Origin of the sequence: Actinoplanes couchii (genome assembly GCF_016862075.1) — a bacterium.
Classification (GTDB): Bacteria; Actinomycetota; Actinomycetes; order Mycobacteriales; family Micromonosporaceae; genus Actinoplanes; species Actinoplanes couchii.
The window spans coordinates 88,019-110,431 of record NZ_BOMG01000105.1 but is presented as its reverse complement, the minus strand read 5'-3'; the positions used below and the strand labels follow the sequence as shown (position 1 = coordinate 110,431).

General features: G+C 68.8%; 16 protein-coding genes. 4 read left to right on the top strand and 12 right to left on the bottom strand.

Translation table 11 applies throughout. The features are described from left to right. Nucleotides 1-2: 2 nt before the first annotated feature. Entirely contained in the window at nucleotides 3-2,867 is a 2,865-nt protein-coding gene (locus tag Aco03nite_RS43135) for a LamG-like jellyroll fold domain-containing protein (RefSeq protein ID WP_239145914.1), read from the bottom strand. 1,300 nt (nucleotides 2,868-4,167) lie between these two features. Between Aco03nite_RS43135 and Aco03nite_RS43130 the strand changes: the two genes are divergently transcribed. After that, nucleotides 4,168-5,637, top strand: coding sequence for an Ig-like domain-containing protein (locus tag Aco03nite_RS43130; RefSeq protein WP_203807152.1), 1,470 nt, complete (start codon nucleotides 4,168-4,170; stop codon nucleotides 5,635-5,637). A 24-nt stretch (nucleotides 5,638-5,661) separates the two neighbouring features. Here Aco03nite_RS43130 and Aco03nite_RS43125 read toward each other — a convergent pair whose 3' ends face one another. The 5 genes from Aco03nite_RS43125 to Aco03nite_RS43105 all read right to left on the bottom strand — a co-directional run bounded on the left by Aco03nite_RS43125 (nucleotide 5,662) and on the right by Aco03nite_RS43105 (nucleotide 11,806). Beyond that, entirely contained in the window at nucleotides 5,662-7,047 is a 1,386-nt protein-coding gene (locus tag Aco03nite_RS43125; RefSeq protein ID WP_203807150.1) for a hypothetical protein, read from the bottom strand. A gap of 33 nt (nucleotides 7,048-7,080) precedes the next feature. Next, nucleotides 7,081-8,724, bottom strand: a complete 1,644-nt coding sequence (locus Aco03nite_RS43120) for a hypothetical protein (protein ID WP_203807148.1) — start codon at nucleotides 8,722-8,724, stop codon at nucleotides 7,081-7,083. Next, the gene (locus Aco03nite_RS43115) at nucleotides 8,717-9,295 is read right to left on the bottom strand and encodes an IS607 family transposase (RefSeq protein WP_203807146.1); all 579 of its coding nucleotides are present in this window, start codon (nucleotides 9,293-9,295) and stop codon (nucleotides 8,717-8,719) included. The genes Aco03nite_RS43120 and Aco03nite_RS43115 overlap by 8 nt, the downstream gene beginning before the upstream one ends. Nucleotides 9,296-9,343: 48 nt before the next feature. Beyond that, complete coding sequence (locus Aco03nite_RS43110) at nucleotides 9,344-10,729, bottom strand: ATP-binding protein (RefSeq protein WP_203807144.1); 1,386 nt, start codon at nucleotides 10,727-10,729, stop codon at nucleotides 9,344-9,346. 84 nt (nucleotides 10,730-10,813) lie between these two features. Further along, nucleotides 10,814-11,806, bottom strand: coding sequence for a PLL family lectin (locus Aco03nite_RS43105; protein WP_203807142.1), 993 nt, complete (start codon nucleotides 11,804-11,806; stop codon nucleotides 10,814-10,816). A 226-nt stretch (nucleotides 11,807-12,032) separates the two neighbouring features. On the opposite strand from Aco03nite_RS43105, the gene Aco03nite_RS43100 reads away from it, so the two are divergent. Further along, nucleotides 12,033-12,851 (top strand): NAD(P)H-binding protein, encoded by an 819-nt coding sequence (locus Aco03nite_RS43100; RefSeq protein ID WP_203807140.1) that lies wholly within the window; start codon nucleotides 12,033-12,035, stop codon nucleotides 12,849-12,851. A 13-nt stretch (nucleotides 12,852-12,864) separates the two neighbouring features. Here the strand turns inward: Aco03nite_RS43100 and Aco03nite_RS53670 are convergent, their stop codons facing one another. The 5 genes from Aco03nite_RS53670 to Aco03nite_RS43080 form a co-directional block, all read right to left on the bottom strand. Further along, nucleotides 12,865-13,413 carry a metallophosphoesterase gene (locus Aco03nite_RS53670; RefSeq protein ID WP_239145911.1) on the bottom strand — a complete coding sequence of 183 codons (549 nt, stop codon included), beginning with the start codon at nucleotides 13,411-13,413 and terminating at the stop codon, nucleotides 12,865-12,867. A gap of 1 nt (nucleotide 13,414) precedes the next feature. Continuing rightward, nucleotides 13,415-13,753 carry a hypothetical protein gene (locus Aco03nite_RS53665; RefSeq protein WP_239145910.1) on the bottom strand — a complete coding sequence of 113 codons (339 nt, stop codon included), beginning with the start codon at nucleotides 13,751-13,753 and terminating at the stop codon, nucleotides 13,415-13,417. 16 nt (nucleotides 13,754-13,769) lie between these two features. After that, the gene (locus tag Aco03nite_RS43090) at nucleotides 13,770-14,423 is read right to left on the bottom strand and encodes a TetR/AcrR family transcriptional regulator (RefSeq protein WP_203807138.1); all 654 of its coding nucleotides are present in this window, start codon (nucleotides 14,421-14,423) and stop codon (nucleotides 13,770-13,772) included. A gap of 82 nt (nucleotides 14,424-14,505) precedes the next feature. Beyond that, nucleotides 14,506-14,961, bottom strand: a complete 456-nt coding sequence (locus tag Aco03nite_RS43085) for a VOC family protein (RefSeq protein ID WP_203807136.1) — start codon at nucleotides 14,959-14,961, stop codon at nucleotides 14,506-14,508. 32 nt (nucleotides 14,962-14,993) lie between these two features. Next, nucleotides 14,994-16,019 carry an aldo/keto reductase gene (locus Aco03nite_RS43080; RefSeq protein ID WP_203807134.1) on the bottom strand — a complete coding sequence of 342 codons (1,026 nt, stop codon included), beginning with the start codon at nucleotides 16,017-16,019 and terminating at the stop codon, nucleotides 14,994-14,996. Nucleotides 16,020-16,324: 305 nt separating this feature from the next. Here Aco03nite_RS43080 and Aco03nite_RS43075 point away from each other — a divergent pair, with 305 nt between their 5' ends. Both Aco03nite_RS43075 and Aco03nite_RS43070 read left to right on the top strand, forming a co-directional pair. Continuing rightward, nucleotides 16,325-18,670, top strand: coding sequence for a putative bifunctional diguanylate cyclase/phosphodiesterase (locus tag Aco03nite_RS43075; protein WP_203807132.1), 2,346 nt, complete (start codon nucleotides 16,325-16,327; stop codon nucleotides 18,668-18,670). A gap of 67 nt (nucleotides 18,671-18,737) precedes the next feature. Continuing rightward, nucleotides 18,738-20,978 carry a putative bifunctional diguanylate cyclase/phosphodiesterase gene (locus Aco03nite_RS43070; RefSeq protein WP_203807130.1) on the top strand — a complete coding sequence of 747 codons (2,241 nt, stop codon included), beginning with the start codon at nucleotides 18,738-18,740 and terminating at the stop codon, nucleotides 20,976-20,978. On the opposite strand, the gene Aco03nite_RS43065 is transcribed toward Aco03nite_RS43070, so the two are convergent. Next, the gene (locus tag Aco03nite_RS43065; RefSeq protein ID WP_203807128.1) at nucleotides 20,903-22,348 is read right to left on the bottom strand and encodes an MFS transporter; all 1,446 of its coding nucleotides are present in this window, start codon (nucleotides 22,346-22,348) and stop codon (nucleotides 20,903-20,905) included. The genes Aco03nite_RS43070 and Aco03nite_RS43065 overlap by 76 nt on opposite strands. Nucleotides 22,349-22,413: the final 65 nt, after the last annotated feature.

The window sequence follows — 22,413 nt, the reverse complement described above, 5'->3', positions numbered from 1 at the left end:
GCTTACGGACGACGCCAGACGACTTGACCGGCCGGATTCTGTAGTTCGAGGCGGCCGTCATCGAAGAGCACCAACCGGTCTGCGCCCTTGCCAGCTGTGGCAGTGCTCCAGGCCACGGATTTGTCCTGGCGATTGATCACCAGGTTGCCGTCGGCCTGCAGGACCGTCTCGGCACCCGGATTGCCCCAGGTGTTGGGTGACCAGACGGCGGTGCCCTGCCGGTAGAGCACCAGGTTCCCGTCGGTTTGCATCCGCAACTGGTAGACGTCGTTGCTGGATCGCTTCACCGCGCCCGCGATCATCGTCCCGTTCAGCTTCAGCACGTTGGTGGCGCTGGTGTCGGCACTCTGGCGCTCGTACATGAGCGAGACTGCCGCGTCGTTCATCGCACCTTGGAAGACGGCGATGTCGTCGATGCCGCCATGCCACTGGCCGGTCAGTTCCCCGCGGGAGACGGATTTGCCGACCAGCAGCGTTCCCGTAGCGTCGAACGGCGTGCCGGAGATGCTTGCGGCGGCTTCACGGTTTCCGTTGACGTAGATACGGGTCTGTTTGGCGCCCGCGTCGTAGACGGCGGTCAGATGGGTCCAGGCCCCGGTATCGACGATCGAGGTCGAAGTCAGGCTGTTCACCGTCGAGGCGCCGGCATCCGGCACATCCTGAGATGCGACCGTGAAGACCCACTTGCCGCTGTCCGCGGCGTACTGGAGCCGGAACGCGCTCTCGTGCGCCCCGCGTTGCGCGAGGATGGTCCGGTTACCGGTCAGATCGGCCTTCGGCGCGGCCCACGCCGCGATGGTGAACGACTGGTCGGTGCGTAGAACCTGCTGGTCCTGCCACAGCGTGAACTCGTTGCCGTTCTCATCCGGTGCGGTGGTGCCGGTTTTGACCGCGGACCGGCCGTATTCGGAGGTGGCTTCCGGTGTTTCGCCGTCGTCGGACGGGAAGTACTGCTCGTCGAGCCAGAGCGCGGACCCGTTGTTGACGTCACGGCCGGATCCGATGTCGGCGCCCCGGCTCAGAGCCAGCCAGCGGCTCCAGGCAGTTCCCGGGTCTGGTGCCTCGCAGTAGCCACTGAGATCGGTGCGGCGGCACCGGGACGCTGCATCGAAGTCCCATCCGCCGACCTGGATCGGGGTCAGCACGCCCGGTTCGTCGAACCCGTTGCCGTCCGGATCAGTGGCGAGGCGGCCGGTGAAGTCCTCCGCCACCAGTACCCGGTCGAAGGCCTGAACGTCGGCAATCGAACCGTTCCAGTAGTTGCTGCCATACCCGCGACCCACAGCAAACCGGCCGGTCGCTGCCCACGGGGTGGCGGTGCGGTCGACCTCGGCCACCTTCGTGCCGTCCAGATAGAGACGCAGCTTCTTCTCCGGCGCGTCGAACACGCCTGCCACGTGCACCCATCGCCCGGTGTCAGCAGCGGTGATCGGAGTCGGCGCCAGGACCGCGACCGTCGCGCTCGTCTGAACGCTGGTGTCCTTCATCAGAAACGACCAGTACGGCGTCAGCGCGGTCCCGGTTCGGCGGACACCGATCTCGAAACCGGCCGCGTCGCTGCCGTACTGGGTAGCGAACTTCATGTCGCTGGTCGGCACCGCGCCGAGCCGAACCCAGCCGGCGACGCTGAACGAAGCAGTAGTGCTCACCACCGACGAGGTGGTCATGGCCGCAGAGGAGGTTCCGTTGAACGTCGACGTTGCGGCCCGCTTCAGCCGTACGTCATCGGTCCAGGTCACGTTCTCGGCGGTAAGCGGCGTATCCGCTGGTATCGCGACACGGTCAGCAAGTGCACTAGCCGGGGATGACATCCCGGGAAGGGTTTCCAGACCCCAACGCGCAATGGGGGCAACCGGCTGGCCGGCGACGTCGAAAATCACTGTCCCGATGCCTTCGTTGAGAGTTGCATCGATGGCCTTGAGGTTCAGGACGTTGGTGCCGAGTCGTTGAGCGGTCACTTCGATCTCTGCGGTCTTCGGCGGTGTGGTCGAGGTTGACGCGGTGACCACCTTCGTGGCGGCATCCCAGCCGTACTGGAACTTGGTCACGTCCGTGGCGGTCGACTCGATCCGGATCCGGACCTTCTTCCCGGGAGCTGAAGCGTTGGACAGCACCGTGCCGGTCACTGTCGGAACCGTGGTGTCCACCGTGAACTGGCACCATGCCGACCACGGACCGACCTGCGAGTACGGCGCTTTGTCCGTGGTCTGGGCCCGGAATGCGTACTTCTTGTCCTTCGGCGCGTTGACCGCCGCGCTGGTCGCTCTCGTATTGTTGGACACGTTGGTCTTGTTCGGCGGCGCCGTTTTTCGGCCCGGCACCGTGGCGGTGACTGAGCCCATTCCCGCCGCCGGTACTTCGATCCACTCGAACGCACCGGTCAGCGAGTCGCTGGTGTCCGCGTCGTTGAACTGCGCGGAGAACGTCGGGGTGAGCGTTCCGATGGTCACCGCGGCACTGGTGCTACACGCGATTCCCGCTACCTGCAGGCCGGTCGGTGCGGTCGGCTTGGTGTCGTAGTCGGCAAAAAGTTTGGCGTTGTTCGGCAGGAACTTCTTCCACCGCGCCTGCGTCGACTCCCCTTCTCCGGAGGAGTCACGGGCAGTAAAGCCCACGGTGACGTTGGGCCAGCTCTTGTTTGCTGCTTCCTGCACGAACGAGGTGACCTTAGCGCTCTGGAAGATCATGTCCTCGTCGCCCTGGATGACACCGCAGCCGCCGGCTTGATTGGCGCGCCCGGTGGCGCTGTCCAGGTAGCGCAGCAGGTCCATGGCAGACCAGGTCGCTTTCATCGTCGCGTTGATCGCCGACGACCAGTGCATCGACGCGACCGTCCGGTCGCAGGACCAGGAGTGATCGAGCTTCATCTCCACCCGTGCGGACTCGATGTGCTTGCCCTTCAGCGCGACACCGCCCGCTGTGGTGTTGAACTGGAAGAACGACCGGTACAGCGCGCCGGTCTCCGGGTTGTGCCCGACGCGGGCCACGGAGTAGTCGGTGTTGTTGGAGCCGTTGTTCGTCGAGTACGCCCGCTTCGCCTTGGCCACCGACCACGCCGGGTCCACGTACAGCGGAAAGGCCGCCTGTGCGAGCAGGGTCGCATCGGGGCGCAGGACGAGGTCACCGTCCGACAAATGCACCGACACCGGTGCGGTCCGTGCCGCGTCACCCGCGGCCTCGGTGGTCGATGGCGTGGCCGTCAGAGTTTGAAGGGTGGATCGCGATGCCTGGGGCGCGGCGGTGACGGCAGCTGATCGCGAATCCCACATCACCGCCGGTTCGGTCGACGCCAGTACCGATCCACTGCTGACCGCCCGCAACGCCCCGTCGATCTCTTCGACCTCGGCGTCACCGCCGAGTTCGAACCTGACCTCACGCACCGCGGACTGCGCAGCCGCCGCCGCTGACTTGATCACCAGCACGTGGGTGAACCCGGTTTCGGTCGCCCGTACCACCAGGTCGACCCCGGGCAGGACCTCGGAGTACTTGGCCGAGTTCTCCACGATCACCGGAGGCGGCAGCGTCCCGGGCCATGACATGGTCATCGCCCGGCCCCCGCGCGTCAGGGTCACCAGCGGAGCAGCACCGCCGTTGGAGAACGCCACGTCGGCCACCGACGCCGCCGGGCGCAGGAGACCGTCAACGCCGGCCGCCAGGTCCAGATCGACATCGACCCAACCCTCACCGCGTTGCACCCGTTCCGGCAACACCGAGGACTCGAACGTCATCCGCCCGTCAGGCTGAGCTGTCACCTGCGAGTATTCGTTGCGCAGCGCGTCCACCACCACCGGCTTCCCGCAACTGGCGGCCAACGCTGCGGCGGCAGCCTCGGTGGCCGCGGCCTCACTGCAGGCGGCCAGGACGGGACTCGTCAGGGCTGGAACAGACAAGACGGTGGCAGTCAGGCCCACCGTGAGACAGGCAGGCAGAATCCGGCGCCACATGGCGTCCCCCGATCAATGCGTAGCGGCACCGGAACTCTAAGCATCCAATCGATGGATAACCAGACCTCGATGTCACCAAGATCGAGAATTTTCCCGTAACAACGAGTTGCATTGATCACACCCAGCGCAACCACCGAATGGCGACGGCTCGAGTCGGAGCCTTGCCGTCGCAACTGGACTTCGAAGATCTACGATGTGCAACACATCGATCTACGGGGGATATGTGCGACGAACACCGCGCTCCGCAACGGCATTGCTGGTGTTGGTCACGGCTCTTGCTGCCGGGACCGCTGCTACACCCGCCCATGCGGCCGAACCACCGGTCATCGATCTGGGGCTGGCCGCCGGGCAGCAAGTGAACAAAACCATGGTGATCACCCCCGCTGTGCCAGCCGGGACCGACGTCACCGAAATCAGGCTCTTCGTCAACGGTGGGCTTGTCGCCTGGGACTGGACTGCACCGTGGTCGCTGACCTGGAACACGGCCCGGCACGCCGACGCCGACGCGGTGCTTCAGCTGGAACTGCTCGATTCACACGGTGCCTGGACTCGCACCGATCCGCTGACCGTGCGGGTCCGCAACCGCGCCGCGACGGCCTTCTTCCCGTGGCCGAACGACGGGCAGCGCACCATCCCGAACACCTTCTACCAGGGAAAGTCCTTCGACTTCGGCGTATCGGCACCGGCCGGCATCGACACGGTCACCCGCGTGGACCTGCTCCTCGGTGACAAGGTGATCGACTCCGCCACCGCAGCCCCGTGGACCGTCACCTGGGACGGCACCGGCCCCGACGGCCGGGTACTACTGCAGTCCCGGACCTACGACGACCTCGGCAACGTCGGAACCAGCCAGGTGTACGCGTTCGTCGACCGGACCCCGCCGTCGCTGGAGATCGGCTTCGACGAGGTCGACGGTTTCGTCCGGCATGGCGGCCGGATCAACGTCGCCTCCGAGGACGCCTCTCAGATCGACCGGGTCGAACTGTGGATCAACGGCCGGCTGATCCGCACCGACCGCACCATCCAGAGCAACGGCGTCGGAGCCGTCAACCTGCTCTGGGATCCCGCAGCGGCCAACGGCCCGGCGACCATGACGGTCCGCTCCTACGACACCGTCGGTCACGTCGCCGAACACACCCGCACGGTGATCGTCGACAACAACCCACCGGCGGTCACGTTCACCCCAGCAGCCAACGCCTACGTCCGCGGCACCATCACCACCACCGCCACCGGAATCAAGGACGCCACCGGCCTGTCCTACCTGAGCGGCTACCTCAACAACCTCGCCTACACCCACAAGGCACCCTGGTCCGTCCGCCTCGACAGCCGCCTGGTAGCCGACGGCCGCCGCACCCTGCAGGTCATGGCCATGGACAAGGCCGGCAACGTCACCACCCTGAACCGCACGATCACCGTCGACAACACCGCGCCCGGCATCAGCTACCGGCAGGCCCCGAAGAACAACTCCAGAGTCACCAAGAAGTTCGCCGTCACCGCGGCGGCCACCGACCGCTTCGGCATCGCCCGTGTCCAACTCCTCGTCAACGGCAAGGTCGTGGCCACCGACACCAAAGCCGCCTACACCTTCACCATCAACCCGAAGAAGTACGGCAAGAAGTTCACCGTCCAACTCCGCACCTACGACCGGGCCGGCAACGTGAAGAACACGGCAAAACGCACCTACCGCCGCTGACACCCGCCCGGCCGGCCCGTGACATCAGCGGCTCACCGAGATCCTCCTGCTGACGGCGGCCATCGGCGTGGCCTTCATCTCGGCGAGCGCCTCCTCGCCCCGGTCACGGTCCGGGCCGCCGGTGAGGACCAGAGTGCGGGCCCACTGGTAGCGGCAGCCGGCCGAGCGCAACCGCTCCGCGGCGGCGAGCATCGCGTCGCGGTCGTCGGCGGCGAACGCGGCCGAGCGCTCGACGATGGCCCGGGCGATCGGATTGCCCGCGGTCGACCGGCGAGCCCGGTCCAGCCGGCCGGTCGCTTCGGGATGCCCGGCGAGCACGGCCGACTCGGCCCACAGTGCCGCGTACCACGGTCGCCAGAGCACGTTGTACCAGGAGCGGAAGTCGTCCGGCCGGCCGGTGAACAGCGCCGTAGCCTCGCCGGGGCGCCCACGGTGCAGTAGCAGCAGCGCGTCGAAGAACTCGTCGTGGTGGATGTCGCACGGGGAGAACGAGTTCAGCGAGTGGCTCATGTCCAGCCAGGTGGCGCGGCCGGCGTCGTCGCCCCGCAGTCCGTGCACCGTGGCGGCGGCGTACGTGCCCCGGCTGAGGTTGCCCGCGCGTGGCTGTCCGGCCCGTTCCCAGTCGTCGCGGAACCGTTCGGCGAGCTCGAGGGTCTCGTCCCAGGCCCCGGCGAGGGCGGTGACGACCATCAACCGGGAGTTGGCCAGATGGCGCTCCTCCCGGTGCATCGGCAGGTCCCGGAGCCGCTCGGCGAGCCGGCGGGCCGCCGTGAGATCACCGGCGGCGATCGCGGTGTCGGTCGCCATGATGTACGCGTCCAGCACCTCGTAGGCGCCGGTGTCCGCCCGCACCGGCCGCGACACGAGAAACTCGATGCGGTGCAGTGCCTGGGCCGCCGCCGCGCCGAGCCGGTGGTTCACCAGTTCCACGGACGTGAGCTGGTCGAGCGCGGCGCTCTCGCTCAGCGGATCGCCGGCCTCGCGGGCACGGGCCAGGGCGCGATCGATCAGGTCGCTGTTCGCGGGGTCGAACGGCGATCCGGCGTGCGCCCGGGCGGCCAGCACCCGGGCGGTCGCAACCGGGTCGTCGCTGGCGAGGGTGGTGGCCTCGGCGATCAGCCACTCGGTCTCGTCCAGCGGCGGTGGGCCGTCGAGCAGGCCGGGGCTGCGATGCAGCATTTCGATGATCAGGGCCAGGTCGTATGCGGCACGCGGCCGGTCACCGGCACGCCGGGCGGCATCGGCGGCCGCCCGGTGCAACCGGATCGCCTCGTTGCCGACGTGCGCGACCTTGGCCGCCTCGGCCGCGCTGCGCAACGCGACCGCCGCCTGCAGTTCGCCCGGCGCGAGCTGCGCGGCCTGCTCGTACCGTCGCTGGGCCTCGCCCGGCAGCCCACGGGCGAAACACAACTCGGCCAAGCGAACCGCCAGCCGATACCGTTCCTATGCAGTGTCCAGGAGTGACATCTGATGCCAGGTCCCGGAACTGCGCACATCCCGAACGGTTTTGGATGCGCTGGTCTCCCGCGTTCCAGTTGTCCCCGGTCGGCGGCGTGCATCGTGTGCACGTTCCGTGGCGGGAGGGCGGGTTTCCTCGCGCTCCTGTGCGCCCGGTCCGGCCTGTACGGTCCGATGCCCAGCACCATCACTCCGGTGATGCTGGGGCGGTGCCGTCCGTCGCCGGATCGGGTGCCCGAGGGCGCGTCGCCCGATCGCGATGCCGGCGGCGTCGTGTCGGGACATCTTGCGTCGTGGGGTGACCAGCGGCTTTTGCCAGTGCTGGCCTCCCCATTGAGAGGTGTAGGCCGGATCTACAGCAACGATCGACAGTTGCGCCTCGGATGCCATGGAGATCAGTCGGGCCTTGAGTCTACCGGTGGGGATACCGGCGATGAGCTGCCGGAATCGCTTCCTACGGCCGTGTTTCTCGCGGGTCTTCTCGGCGGTGAAGTCGAGGTTCTCGATACCGATGGCGTTGACGCCGCAGCGTTTGGCCCAGTGCAGCAGGCGGCTGATGGCGTGCCTGATCTGCGCGTCCCGGTGATCAGCCGAACCGGTGAGTTCGTAGTGGAAACGGCGCGGGTCGCCGACAGGGTTGCCGTCCCGATCAAGGTGGTAGGCGGCGAAGTGGCCGGCGTTCGTGTCGACGCCGATCATGCCCTCAGCGCGGGCGGTGGCGAGCGGGATCGTCTTGACGATCGGTTTGGTCCACGAGGCGGTCAGGTACCAGCGGCCACGGGACACGTCGAGGTGGATACGGTAGGCGACTGCCTTGTTCCCGCTGATGCGGCCGGCCCACTCGGCGCCACGGTGAGCGAACGCGACCTCGGCCGTCAGGATGTACCGGCCGTGATCGGTGTTTGCCATCTGCGCCAGTGGCGCGGGCAGCTTGATGCTGACCTGGCCGTCCGCAGTGACACGGATCGTCTCGTTACCGAAGCGTTTGCCGGACTCGCCGTCAGCAGCGAGGAACCATCGCTGCGCTTGCCAGCGCTCCCGCCACTCGGACTCGGTGAGGTCCGCGGCCTGGAGGTGGTGACGACTGCCGAGCAGCTTCCGGCCGCCGCGCACCACATGAACAACACCGGTCTCATGATCGGCTCGGGCCACGTCGAGGCGGTGCTCCAGGATCGCCAGGCGGCGACTCTTCTGGAACCACTCGCCTTTCGAACGGTATCCGCCAGGCGCCCGCTTGGTGCCCTTCTCCCCGATCGGCTGAGAGAGACGGCGCTTCATCGTGCGGACGCCGGACTCCAGGCTCTGGATATGCGCGAGCCGACAGCGGCGCGAGAGCGCCCACTGGTCATGGGTGGCCCTGGTGATCGACCCAGCCCAGCGGGACGACGAGGCCGCCGTCAGAGCCTGCTTCCGGGCCGCCCACGTATCACTGTCGTGGTCATGGCCGTCCTCGCACCGACGTTTGAGGTCGAGCGACGCCAGGTGCCCAAGGTGTTCACCGACCAGGCGTAACACCTTGTCGTCGTCGGACGTGAGGTGCTTGAGGCGGGCGCGTATCGCCACCCCGGACGGTCCGGGGGCAACGAACGGATCGTCGATGGCACGTAGGCCCTTGTTCGAATCACTCACCGGCAGCCGCCGCCTCAAGAGCCTTCTGGGCACGGTTCTTCGCGGAGCGGCGGCCATAGAGGCGGGCGCAGAACGATGTCAGCACCTCCACCATGTCACGCACGAGGTCGTCTTCGACTTCGCCGTCATCCAGCACGACCAGACGGCGGCCTGTCGCGGACAGGGCGGCTTCGACAAGTTCGACGTTCATGCGCCCGAGTCGATCCTTGTGCTCGACCACCACGCAGGTCACCTTCGGGTCGGCCAGCAGCCGCCGTGCCTTCATGCGGCAGCCGTTCATCCCGGAACCGATCTCAGACTCGACGCGCACGACCTGGTGACCCGCCTTCGCGGCCCACGCCGACAACCGGGCGGTCTGCCGCTCCAGGTCGGCCTTCTGATCTCGCGAGGAAACCCGGGCATACAAGCCGACGCCCTCGCTCACCAAGAGTGAGGTGTTCGCATCGATGTTCACCAGGATGGTGCGCGGCCCCACCCGCTCCGCCGGGACCGGCAGCGAGCCCTCACGGAACCATCGATACGCCGTGCGGGGCGCAACACCCTGCGCGCGTGCCCATTCCGTCAGGTTCACCACGAAACAATACAACACCTATGACGTCTAAAAGACACTTATAGACACTTACCCAAAAGACAGTTGCCACCCCGCCTCGCTGGGCTCCGCACCGGCGACAACCTGCGACAGCGCCGCGCGAAGCTCATCGGCGGCCCGGTCGAACCGGGCCGGCCAGTCGGCGGTGTCCAGCAACTCGCTGAACGTGCCGGCCAGCACCAGGCACCACCGCAGGTGCCGGGCGTGCGCCTCGGCCAACTCACCCGCCTCGGCCAGGCGGTCGGCGCCGTACTGGCGGATCGTCTCCAGCGCCCGGTACCGGGTTCCGGCCGGATCGGGGGTGACCGTCAGCAGGCTCTGCTCGGTGAGTGTGGCCAGCACCGCGGCGATCCCGTCCGGTCCGGCCGGTGGCCAGCCGTCCAGCAGCCCCGCGGCGTCCGGCGCGGTGAACGGTGTGGCGAACACCGAGACGCGGCGCAACACCATCCGCTGGGCCCCTGACAGCAGGGCGTAGCTCCAGTCCACGGCCGAGGCCAGCGACCGGTGCCGGTGCTCGGCGGGCCGGCCACCGGCCAGCAGCCGCATCCGGTCGGCCAGCCCGGCCTCGAGCCCGTCCAGTCCCAGCGCGGGAAGCCGCGCCGCCGCCAACTCGATCGCCAGTGGCATCCCGTCGAGCCGGCGGCAGATCGCGGTGACCCGCTGCACATCGGTGACCAGGCCGGCCGCGCCGCTCGCCTCGGCCCGGGCCCGGAAGAGCTCGGCCGCGTCACCGTCCGACATCCCGGACACCGGGAAGACCCACTCGTACGGGGTCAGCAGGCGTGCCCGGCCGACGGTCAGCACGCGCACCCCCGGGCAGTTCGTCAGCAGCCGCTCGACCAGCGCCACCACGCCGTCGCTCAGATGCTCGCAGTTGTCCAGTACGAGCAGCGCCGCGCGCCCGCCCAACCGGGCCACGACCGTATCCGTGGCCGAGCGGCCGGCGTGCTCGCGTCCACCCAGTGCTTCGGCCACGGCCGACGCGACCATCTCGGTGTCGGTGACCGGCACCAGATCGACGTAGGTGACGTCTTCGGCGGGCCGGCCGAGCAGTTCGGCCGCGGCTGCCAGCGCCAGCCGGGTCTTGCCGATGCCGCCCGGCCCGACCACGGTGACCTGCCGGTGCTCGTCGAGTGCGGCGATCAGTGCGGCCCGCTCGGCGGTCCGGCCGATCAGCGGGGTCAGCGCCGACGGCAGGACGGTGGCCGGTGGCGGGGCCGTGATGCCGGTGGCGGCCATGGCGGCCAGTGCGCGCCGGTCGACGGCGCCGGCCTTGCGCAGCAGTGCGGAGACGTGACTCTCCACGGTGCGGATCGAGATGCCCAGCCGGGCGGCGATCTCCGCGTTGGTCAGGTGTGCGCCGACACCGGCTAGGACCTCCGACTCTCGGGCGGAAACACCCGCAACCCCCGTCACACCGTCTATTGTGCTCCATCGGGCGGGAACCCGTGGAGAGGCAGGGTCGTGGCTTCTGCCGCGACCCTGCCCGCCGAGGCCCGATCAGGGGGTGAGAACGCAGGTGGCGCAGTTGTTGTTGACGGCCGGGCTGGTGCCCGGCAGCATCGTGACGCCGGTGTCACGGCCGACGTTGTCGGCGTCGACGGTCCACAGGTCGTTGGTGGCCGCCGCGTTGAACGCGATCCCGAACCGCCCGTCGGTCAGTCCGGTGACGACCGGGCTGGTGTTCGCAGCCACGCCCAGACCGGCGGCGACGTACCGGGAGTCGTATCCCGGATCCATCCGCCAGAGCATGCCGTCGCTGTTGCGCTTGTAGACGATCACGTAGCGCGAGCCGCCGGACTTGGCCGCGACACTCGGGCTGGTCCCCGGCGCCATCTTGATCCCGGTGTCGTGGCCGATGTTGTTCTCGTCGACGTACCAGAGGTTCCCGGTGCCGTACGCCTGGAACGCGATCTCGACGTTGCCGCCGCCATCCGGTGCGGCCGCGACCGCCGGGCTGGTGCCGGATGCCACGCCCAAGCCGTTGGCGACGGTGGTCGGGGTGGAGCCCGGCTTCAGGCGGTAGAGCGTGTTGTCCGAGCCCGTGTAGACGATCTGGATGCCGTTCGGCGTCGTGACGATCGACGGGCTGGAGCCCGTGGCCATCTTGATCCCGGTGTCGTGGCCGGTGGTCTGGTTGCTGGAGACGTACCAGAGGTTCCCGGTGCCGTAGGCCTGGAAAGCGGTGACGACGGTGCCGCCGTCGAGCGCCACGGCAGGGTTGGTGCCGACCGCCATGCCCAGTCCGTTACCGAGCAGCTTCGGCCCGGCTGTGGTGTTCCACGCCCACAGGGCGCCGTCGGTGTCCCGCTTGAACACGACGGTGCTGCCGGTGTAGTACCTCACACTCGCCGGGCTGCTGCCGGCCGCGACGTTCATGCCGGTGTCGTAGGGCACCTTGTCCGGCCCGAGGCGCCACAGGCGGCGGGTCGCGTTCTGGACGTAGTAGGAGTCGAAGGCCGCGTCCGAGGCCGCGCGGGCCGGGCTCGTCACGACAGGTGCCAGAAGGACCCCAGTCCCGACCGTTGCTGCCATCGCGAGACGCGCGAATGTTTTTCCCATGACCGAAGCCTCGGACAGGCGTGCCCACCGGCACATCCGTGCCCGCCACGGAAGCCCGCGACTCAGTGGTGACCACGGAGGCGACACAGCGAAGGTTGGTGGAGAGTTCGGCGCTGCGACGCCTCGACAGGTCCCGCGGGGTGCTAAGGATTTACAGATGCGAATTCTGGTGCTGGGCGCGACCGGCAACGTCGGCCGGGCGCTCGTGGAAGCGGCGCTTGCCGGCGGCCACGCGGTGCGCGCGGTCTCCCGCAGCGGTCAGGGACTCCCCGTGGGAGCGGACGTACGTCTGGGGGATCTCGACGATTCGTCCACCCTCACATCGGCTCTCGACGGTGTTGACGCCGTGTTCACCTTGGCGGGTCATGCCGGAATGGCCAGGACCCTGGCCGACGCGAAGGACAGGGGTGTGGAACGGGTCGTCCTGCTCTCGTCGTCATCCGCGCCGTCCGGAAACCGCAACAACGCTGTTGCCAGGTATCACATCGAGTCGGAAGACACGGTGCGTGCATCCGGCCTGGGTTGGACGATGCTGCAACCGAACGCCTTCATGTCCAACGCTCTGCGCTGGCGGCCGCAGATCATCGCCGGCGACATGATCCGAGAGCCGTTCGGAGATGTCGCGTTGTCAGTCGTCGATCCGGCTGACATCGCGGCTGTAGCGCTGCTCTCGCTGATCACACGCGATCACCAAGGGCGGTCCTACCGCCTCAGCGGTCCCGAGGCCCTCACCGCAGCCGACCGGGCGGAGATTCTGGGCAGGGAGCTCGGACGGAAACTGAGCGTGACCGTTCTGCCGGACGAAGAGGCTCGCGATGGGCTCGCACCCGAGTACGCGGATGCCTTCCACGAGTTCTACCGGGACGGTCTGATCGACGAGACCACCGTGCATCCGACGGTCACGCACCTGCTCGGGCGCCCACCGGCTGCGTTCGCCGACTGGGTGAGAACGAACCGTCATCTGTTCACCCGGTAAGGATGGGCCGTTCTCAGGCTTGGCGGGATGCCAGTTGCACGATGGTGACGTCGGAGGGAGCGCCTACCCGGGTGGGCGGACCCCACGCGCCGGCACCGCGGCTGACGTACAGCTGAGTGTCTCCGTAGCGTTCCAGCCCGGCCACGGTCGGATTCACCGCCTCGGCCGCATAGGTGAAGGGCCACAGCTGACCGCCGTGGGTGTGGCCCGATAGTTGCAGGTCAAACCCGTAGCGGACCGCTTCGTGGACGGCGACGGGCTGATGCGCCAGTAGCACCGTGGCCAGCGCGGGGTCACGGTCGTCGAGTGCTTTGGCGAAGTCCGGGCCCCGGCCGGTGGCGTCGCCCTCGAAGTCGTTGACGCGGGCCAGCGTGAACCCCGGCAACTGGGCTCGCGCGTTCTCCAGCGGTAGCCAGCCCATCCGGCGTACGTGTTCGATCCACTGGTCGGCGCCGGAGATGTATTCGTGGTTTCCGGTGACGAAGTAGGTGCCGTGACGTGCCCGCAGCCGGGCCAAGGGCTCGACGGCGTCGCGGAGGTCGTCGACGTCGCCGTCGACCACGTCACGCTGGCTCGCGGCGGTGCTGGGTGAGCCGGCGGGTCATCAGTGGTCTGATGAGTTCTCCCGCGAGCACGCCGAGCAGCAGGTACAGGAACACGGCCAGCCACAGGTAGCCGGGCCAGGCCAGGACGCGTTGCACCGCCATCGGCATCGAGGTGAACCCGCCGACCAGCGCCGCGCCGGCAACCACGGGCGCCGCGATGAACAGGGCGGAACCGGCGCGACGCACCCTCGTACCCCGCGAGGTGGTCTGTGAGATCAGGCGTCGCCACAGGTACCAGTGCAACGTGCCGAAGACGATCGGTACGACGATCGCGGCGAGAACGGAAACGAGATCCACGGGGTGGCGCTGCCTTTCAGGGGCGTACCGCCGGCAGGAGGACGCCGTCGATGATGGCGACGAGGAAGTCCCGGTCGAACGGCTTGCGCTGGATGAGCGCGCGGTAGGCGGCGATGGACGGGATGATCTGGGCGAGGGTTTCGATGTCGGCGGTGGCGTTGATCTCGCCGCGGCTCATCGCCCGGGACAACAGGACGCGGTTGGCGGCGGCCCACGGCTCCACGATCGCGTCGTTGGCCGCCTCGGCGAACCCGCGGTCCTGGCTGAGCATCGACGCCAACCCGGCCATGATCGTGAGCTGGTATTCGCCGTCCTCGGCGGAGGTGGGTTTGAACAGCGCGAGGATGTCGCCGCGCAGGGTGCCGGTGTCGGGTAGCCGGTCCAGGTCCACCTGGCTGCGTTTCATGTGCCCGATGGCGTCGAGGACCAGTTCGGCTTTCGACGGCCAGCGCCGGTAGAAGGTGCCTTTGCCGGCTTTGGCCCGTGCCGCCACCGCGTTCATGGTCATCCCGGTGTAGCCGACTTCGGCGAGTACCTGCAGCGCTGCTTCCATGATCTCGGCGTCGCGGCGGGGGTCGGGCTTGCGTCCGGGGCGGCGGTGGACGGTGCCGCCGCCGTCGCCGTCGTCGTCCGGGACGGTGTGCCCCGCCGTGGGGTCGTCCTGGGTCATCAGGTGATCTCCTCGCTGCCGGAAGGGGCGCCTGGCCCCGTCCATTGTCGTGTCGCCGGGTCGGCGGGCAGCGCACGGGTTCCTACTCGTGGACGTTGATCAGCCAGGTGACGCCGAACTGGTCGGTGACGATGCCGAAGCCGGGTGACCAGGTCGACGAGGCGAACTCTTCGACGACGACCGCGTTCACGGTGAGCCGCTTCCAGAGTGTTTCGGCCTCGGTCAGGTCGGTGATGTGCAGGGTGACGAACATCGGTTGCTCGGTGACCGTCGTGCCGTTCACGCGGCGGGTGGATCGCGGCTTGGCGAAGTCCGGCTCCTGGGCGCCGGGGATGTCGTAGCCCATCAGGAGGACGCCGTCGGCGGTGGTGATCTGGCCGAAGACGATCCGGTCGCTGTCGGGCGAACCGGCGGGCATGCCGAAGTCCTGGTAGGTGTGTGACAGCAGGTCGCCGTCGAAGACGCCCTGGTAGAACTCCAGCGCCTGGCGGGCTTTTCCGTCGGCGAAGTTGATGTGCGGGATGGCGGTCGTGGACATGGTGAGTTTCCGTTCGTAGGTGGGAGAGGGGCTCAGCGCCGGCGCAGGGTCGCGTCGGTGAGCGCGGGCGGGAAGTATCCGGCGTCGCCGGCGGTCATGTTGCGGCCCGGCGCCACGATCTGGTCGATGCGATCGAGGACGTCCCGGTCGAGGACGAGGTCGGCGGCGCCCAGCTGGCTGTCGAGTTGGTCGACGTTCATCGGGCCGATGATCGGTGCGGTCACCGCCCGGTGGGCGAGGACGAAGCCGAGGGCGAGGTGGATCAGGGACATGCCCGCCTCCTCGGCGAGCAGGGCGAGGGCCTCGACGGCGTCGAGCTTGGCGGCGTTGCGCGGAGCGTCGATGTCGAAGATGCCGGGCATGAGCTGTGTGCGGCTGCTCACCTGGCCGGTGGCGCCCTTGCGGAACGTGCCGGAGAGCCAGCCGCCGCCGAGCGGGCTCCAGGTCAGCACGCCGATGCGATGCGCTTCGGCGGCGGGCAGGACGTCTGCTTCGATGCCGCGGGCGAGGATCGAGTACGGGGGCTGCTCGGTCACGAACCGGCTCAGTCCCCGGCGGTCGGCTGCCCACTGCGCCTCGACGAGCTGGTGGGCGGGGAACGTCGAGGTGCCGAAGTACCGGATCTTTCCGGCCCGTTGCAGATCGGTCAGTGCCCCCAGGGTCTCCTCGATCCCGGTCGCCGGGTCGGGGCGGTGTACCTGATAGAGGTCCAGGTGGTCGGTGCCGAGCCGTTTCAGGCTGGCTTCCACGGCTCGCATGATCCAGCGGCGGGAGTTGCCGCGGTCGTTGACGTTGTCGCTCATCGGGTTGTGGAACTTGCTGGCCAGGATCACCGAGTCGCGGCGGGTTCCGGCCAGTGCCTTGCCGACGATCTCCTCGGCCTCGCCGCGGCCGTAGAGGTCGGCGGTGTCGACCAGGTTGATGCCGGCGTCGAGCGCGTGGTGGATCGTACGGATCGCGTCGTCGTGGTCCTTGTTTCCCCACGACCCGAACATCATGGTGCCCAGTCCCAGGGAGCTGACGCTCAGGCCGGTGTCGCCGAGAGTGCGGTACTGCATGTGATCACCCGTTCTTGAGGGCGGCTCCTTGCGATGCAGCGAAGCTCGCCTCCAGAACGGTACCTGCCGTTACCGATACCCACAAGTATCGGTAACGAGTGGTATCGGCTTCGGGAACCAGCTCCCGGATTGCTCCCGACTCACGCGGTTCTGCACCACAGAAACCCGGGTTCCGGAGTGCCGCGATGCCGATACGTGATGCGACCGGTGCACGCATCAACCGCCGTCTGACGGTGACGCGGGCCCTCCCGAAGAGGGGAAGGCCGGCACGATCGCGTCCGGCACAGTGGCAGCGAGGAGATGCTGTGGAGCGCTCACGGTGGTGGCTTCGGCCCGGCACGGCGGCATCAGCCGGGATTCTCGTCGTGCTGCTGAGCACGGCCTGGACAGTGGTCGGGCTGTGGCACCAGTGGGCACACCCCGTCGTCGGGTGGCTGCCTCTGCCCGTCGGCATCACCCTGGCGGCGTACGCCTGCCGGCAGGCTTCGAAAGCACCGAACATCGACGCCGGCACGCGGCGATTCTGGCGGCACCTCGCGGTGGCGTGCGGCTTCTACCTCGGCGGCATCGTCGCGAACACCGTCGACGCGGTCGGCGGGCCCACGCCCTCGCAGCGCATCACCGCCACCACCCTCGTCTGGTACCTCGCCGTGCTCGGCATCGTCCTCTGGGCGCTGCTGCGCCTGCCGTCCTGGCAGCGCACCCGCAGCGACTGGCTGCGTTTCAGTCTCGACGCCTGCGTCGTCCTGGTCACCAGCAGCGCTCTGGTCTGGTACTTCTCGCTGCATGCCCACCCGCAGTGGGCGGCGCGGACCGGTTCCGGCGGTGCGATGCTGGTCATCGTCGCCGTCGGCTTCATCTCGGTGGCGACCTTCGTCAAGGTCGCCTTCGCCGGCGCCGGCCGGCTCAACCGGCGTGCGGTGCACATCCTCGCGGTGGGCAGCGCGGCCAGCACCGTGGCCGGAAGCCTGACCCCCTTCCTCAACGACTATCCGTACCTGTCGTCCACCCTCGTCGCGGTGCCGATCGGCGCCCTCGGGATCCAGCTGGCCGCCATCGCGCAGGTCCGCGACAGCGGCCGGCCGCCGCGGGCCCGGCGCCGTTCCCGGTGGGTCGCCGGGCTACCGTACCTCGCGGTCGTCGCCATGAACGTGCTCCTGCTGGCCACCAACTCGGCATACCCGGGTGAGAACGACATCATCAAGATCGGCGCGGTCGCCATCACCGTGCTGGTGATGGTCCGCCAGATCCTCGTGCTGCGCGACAACCGGCGACTACTGGAGACCGTCGACAGCAACCTGACGGCACTGCGCGGCTTCCAGGCCGAGCTGACCCATCAGGCCTCCCACGACCCTCTCACCGGTGTCGCGAACCGGACCTCGCTGGACACCCACCTCGACCGGCTGCTGTCCAGCGGCACACCGATGCACGTGGCTCTGCTCGACCTGGACAACTTCAAGATCGTCAACGACCGGCTGGGGCACCGCACCGGCGACCGCCTGCTGAAGACGATCAGCGCCCGGCTGACCGAGACCGTCGGCGGCAACGGTCTGGTGGCCCGGCTCGGTGGCGACGAGTTCGCCGTCGTGCTCCCCGGCGCCGAGGCGATGCAGGTGACCGTGCTGCTCGACCGGGTGACGACCGTACTGCGGCAGCCGATCGAGGGAATCGGGTCGCTGACCGGATGCGCCGCCAGCATCGGCGTCACCACCTCCTGGGCCGGTGACACCCCCGAGGAACTGCTGCGGCGCGCCGACGTGGCGATGTACGCCGCGAAGGAACAGGGCGGCAACCGCCTGCACTGGTTCGACGCGGCGATGGACCACCGGGCCGCCGAGAGCGCCCGGCTCGGCGCCGACCTGGAACACGCCCTTGCGCGCGGTGAGATGTTCCTGCTCTACCAGCCGATCGTCGAGCTGCCCAGCCACCGCCACGCCGGTGTCGAGGTTCTGCTGCGCTGGAAGCACCCGCTGCGGGGCCTGATCCCGCCGGACGTCTTCATCCCGATGAGCGAACAGAGCGGGCTGATCATCGACATCGGCCGGTGGGTGCTGGAGAACGCCTGCCGGCAGGCCACCACATGGCAGCGGGAGTACGGCGACGACGCGCCCGAGAAGGTCAGCATCAACGTGTCGGCACGGCAACTCGCCGAGCCGAGTTTCGTCTCCGACGTCGAGGACATCCTGACCCGGACCGGGGTCGACCGCTCCCGCCTGATGCTGGAGATCACCGAGACCGCCGTCCTGGACTCCGGCCCCGCACTCGCCGCCGTGCGGGAACTACGCCGTCGTGGTCTGCGTGTCGCCCTGGACGACTTCGGCACCGGCCAGTCCTCGCTCAGCCTGCTGCTCGACTGCCCGGTCGACGTGCTGAAGGTGGACAAGTCGTTCGTCAGCGGCAGCGCCGTCGGCAACGCCGGCGCGGCCATCGTCGAGGGCCTGATCGGGTTCACCAGCCGCCTGCACCTGGACGCGGTCGCCGAAGGCGTGGAAACCTTCGACCAGGCCGAACACCTGCACTCGGCCGGCTACCGATTCGCCCAGGGCTACCTGTTCGGCCGCCCGATGCCCGCCGAAGCCATCGAGGCCACCCTCGCCCGCAACCGGCGGGAGGACGCCGCCCCCTCGTACACCGTGACCATCGTCGGGTAGCCAAACGGTTGCAGTTTCGGTGCGCGGCGAGATCCGCGTACTTCCTGCCGAAGTGACCTTGGTGAGGATGCGGATCACCGGACTGCCCAGGACGGCACAGGCGCTGATACTCGTGGTGCTGGCGGGGCAGGTGCTCGCGTTCGCCGACGCCCGGGCCCGGGATTCGGTTCTCGGGCTGTCTCTGCTGGTGCTGGACCTGCTCGGCACCGTCTTCTGCCTGCGCGCCGCCCGGCGGAGTCCCAATCCGCTGCCGTGGCGGCTGGGCGCGGCGAGCCGGGCGCTGTCCCTGGCGGCCACGATCTGTTTCACCGTCGACGCGCTCACCGGGCAGACCGCCTGGAAATGGGCCGCCGTCATCTGCGGTCTGGCCATGTTCGGCTGTCTGACGGCCACCGCGCTGTCGGTGTCCGCTCTGCGGCTGCGCCAGGCGGAACGCTGGGCCTTCGTCATCGAGGTCCTGATCATTCTGTGCAGCGCGTTCATGTTCGTCTGGTACTTCGCGATCGACCGGGTGCTGAGCACCAGCGACGGGCTGGACCTGATCTACGAACTCGGCTATCCGCTCGGGAATCTGGTCGCGCTCGCGGCGGTCACGGCGGTGGTGCTGCGCGGGGCGGTCGCCACGCTGACCCCGCCGCTCACCACCCTCGTCGCGGGCATCCTGCTCTACACGATCGCGGACGTCGCCTTCACCGCCATCCGGCTGCGCGGCGAGACCACCACCGGCTCGCCGGCCGCGAACGCCGCCCTGATCATCGCCTCGCTGCTGATGGCGGTCGCCGGGATGTCGGTCGGTACCGGGCAGAGCGCCGCCCGGGACGCCGGCGGCCGGGCGCGGATGCCGGCCTGGTCGGCACATCTGCCGTACGTCGCCGTCGGGATCGGCAACAGCATGCTGCTGCTGGTCACGTTCGGCGGGTATCCGGTGCGGCACTGGAGCGGGCTGATCCTCGCCGAGGCCACGATGACCGCGGCCCTCGCGGTACGGCAGATCATCTCGTTGCGGGAGAGCCGCCGGCTCAACCTCACCGACCCGCTCACCGGCCTGGCGAACCTGACCGGCCTGCAGCATGCCGTGGACCGGGCGCTGCAACGCCGTACCCAGCCGGCTCTGATGTTGCTCGATCTTGACGGGTTCAAGCAGGTCAACGACCGGTACGGGCACGAGGCCGGCGACCGGGTCCTGATCGAGTTCGCCCGGCTGGTCCGGCAGGCGACCCGGTCCGGTGACATCGCCGCCCGGGTCGGCGGGGACGAGTTCATCGTCGTGCTGGACGACATGGCCGACGACGCGAAGGCGGTGGCCGTGGCCGAACGTGTCCTCGCCGTCCTGGCCGCCCACCCGGTCACCCTGGCCGGCGACGTCATCACCATCCGGGCCAGCATCGGCCTGGCCACAGCCCGCCCCGACGACACCGCCAAGGATCTGAAACGGCGCGCCGACCTGGCCATGTACGAGTCGAAACGCTCGGGCAGCCACGGCTGGCGGCTCCATGACGACTCGATGACCGATCGGCGCACCCGGGATGCCACGGTCACCGACGCTCTGTTGCAGGCCTTGGACACCGACCAGCTCCGGGTGGTCTATCAGCCATTGGTCGTGCTGGACACGCACCGGCCGGTGGCGGTGGAGGCTCTGCTGCGCTGGCAGCACCCGCAGCTGGGTTCGATCCCGCCCACCGAGTTCATCCCGATCGCCGAGAACGCCGGGCTGATCCACCGGATCGGCATGACCGTGCTGCGCGAGAGCTGTGCCCAGGTGCAGCGGTGGCGTACCGAGATCCCCGACCTGCGGCAGTTCCACGCGAGCGTGAACGTGTCCGCGTTGCAGCTGCGCGAGCCGACGTTCCTGGCGGACGTCGAGGGCGTACTGGCGGAGACCGGTCTGCCGGCCGACCGGCTGGTACTGGAGATCACCGAGTCGGCCATCGTCGACGAGGACGTCGCCGTCCCCGTACTGGAGGAGCTACGGGCGAAGGGTGTCAAGGTGGCCGTGGACGACTTCGGCACCGGCTACTCGTCGTTGCACAAACTGACCCGGCTGCCCGTCGACGTCCTCAAGATCGATCGCAGTTTCGTCGCGGAACTCGACGGCACCAGCCGTGGCGCCGCGGTCGCCGAGGCGGTGATCCGGCTCAGCCAGGTTCTGGGCCTGCGCACCGTCGCGGAAGGTGTGGAAACCGCTGTTCAGGCCACCGAGCTGCAGATGCTGGGCTGCTCGGTGGCCCAGGGCTACCTGTTCGCGAAACCGATGCCCGCCGAGGAGTTCACCGCGTTCGCTGCGGCGAGCCGGGTGGTGTCTCCCTGAGGGCTGTGTTGGAGTGGGCCGCTGCGGAAGGTCAGAGCCGCGATGACGGCGCAGGCGGCGAAGATGCCCGCAGCGGTCCAGAAGACGACGGCCAGGGCTTCCGTCGGATCGGTGGGATCAGTGGTGGCGGCGATCGAGGTGAGCAGGGCGATGCCGAGTGCGCCGCCGATCTGCTGGGCGGTGTTGACCATGGCCGAGGCCACACCGGCATCGGCGGGGGCGACCGCTGAGGTGGCGGCGTTCTGGGTCGGGGAGAAGATCAGGCCCATGCCGAGACCGGCGACGAACAGGCCGGGCAGGACGCCCGTCGCGTAGTCCGACTGCAGGTCGAGACGGGTCAGCCAGGCCAGACCGGCGGCGGCGACGAGCGCTCCGGCCGGAACCAGCGGGCGGGGGCCGACCCGGGGCACAAGGGCCCGGCCCGCGCCGATCGCCGAGATCATGATCCCGGCGAGCAGGGGCAGGAAGGCCAGGCCGGAGCGGATCGCGCTGAAGCCGAGCACGCCGGTCAGGTAGTAGGTGAGGAACAGGAACACCGCGAACATGCCGGCGCCGGTGAAGGCGACCGCCAGGTAGGCGCCGCCCCGGGTCCGGTCGAGGACCACCCGTAGCGGCAGCAGCGGATGCGGCACGCGGGTCTGCACTGCCACGAAGAGGACCAGCAGCAGCATGCCGGCGCCGATCGGGAGGTAGGTGTGCGGGGCCGCCCAACTCTGGTCGGCGGCGTTGCCGAGCCCGTAGACGAGCGCGACCAGACCCGTCACGGCGGTGATCGCGCCCGGCCAGTCCATCCGGGCGGTCCGGTCGGCGGGGGTCGCGGGCAGCCGGAGAAGCGTGCCCGCGATGCCGGCGGCGGCGAAGAGCAGGTTCACCAGCAGGCACCAGCGCCAGGACGCGTACTCGGTGAGGGATCCGCCGAGCAGCAGTCCGATCGCGCTTCCGGAGCCGGTGACCGAGCCGTAGATGGCGAACGCCTTGGCGCGTTCGGTGGGTGTGGTGAAGGTGGTCGACAGCAGGGAGAGTGCCGCCGGGGCGAGTGCTGCCGCGAACACTCCCTGACCGACCCGGGCGGCGATGAGCACGCCGGTGGCACCGGAGAAGCCGCCGACGGTGGAGGCGACCGCGAAGCCGGTGAAGCCGGTGAGCAGCATGGTCCGGCGGCCCAGCAGGTCGGAGAGCCGGCCGCCGATCAGCAGCAGACTGCCGAAGGCCAGCGCGTAGCCGGTGACGATCCACTGCCGGCCGGTGTCGGTGAAGCCCAGTTCCTGCTGGGCGGCGGGCAGGGCGATGTTCACGATGGTCGCGTCGAGCACGACCATCAGCTGGGCGAGGGCGAGCACGGCGAGTGCCCATCGATGTTCGGTCTTCATGGGGTCAGGACCGTAGCCCCGAAGTTGAGGAGTGTCCTCCACTTGTGAACAGGCTCACGAAAGTG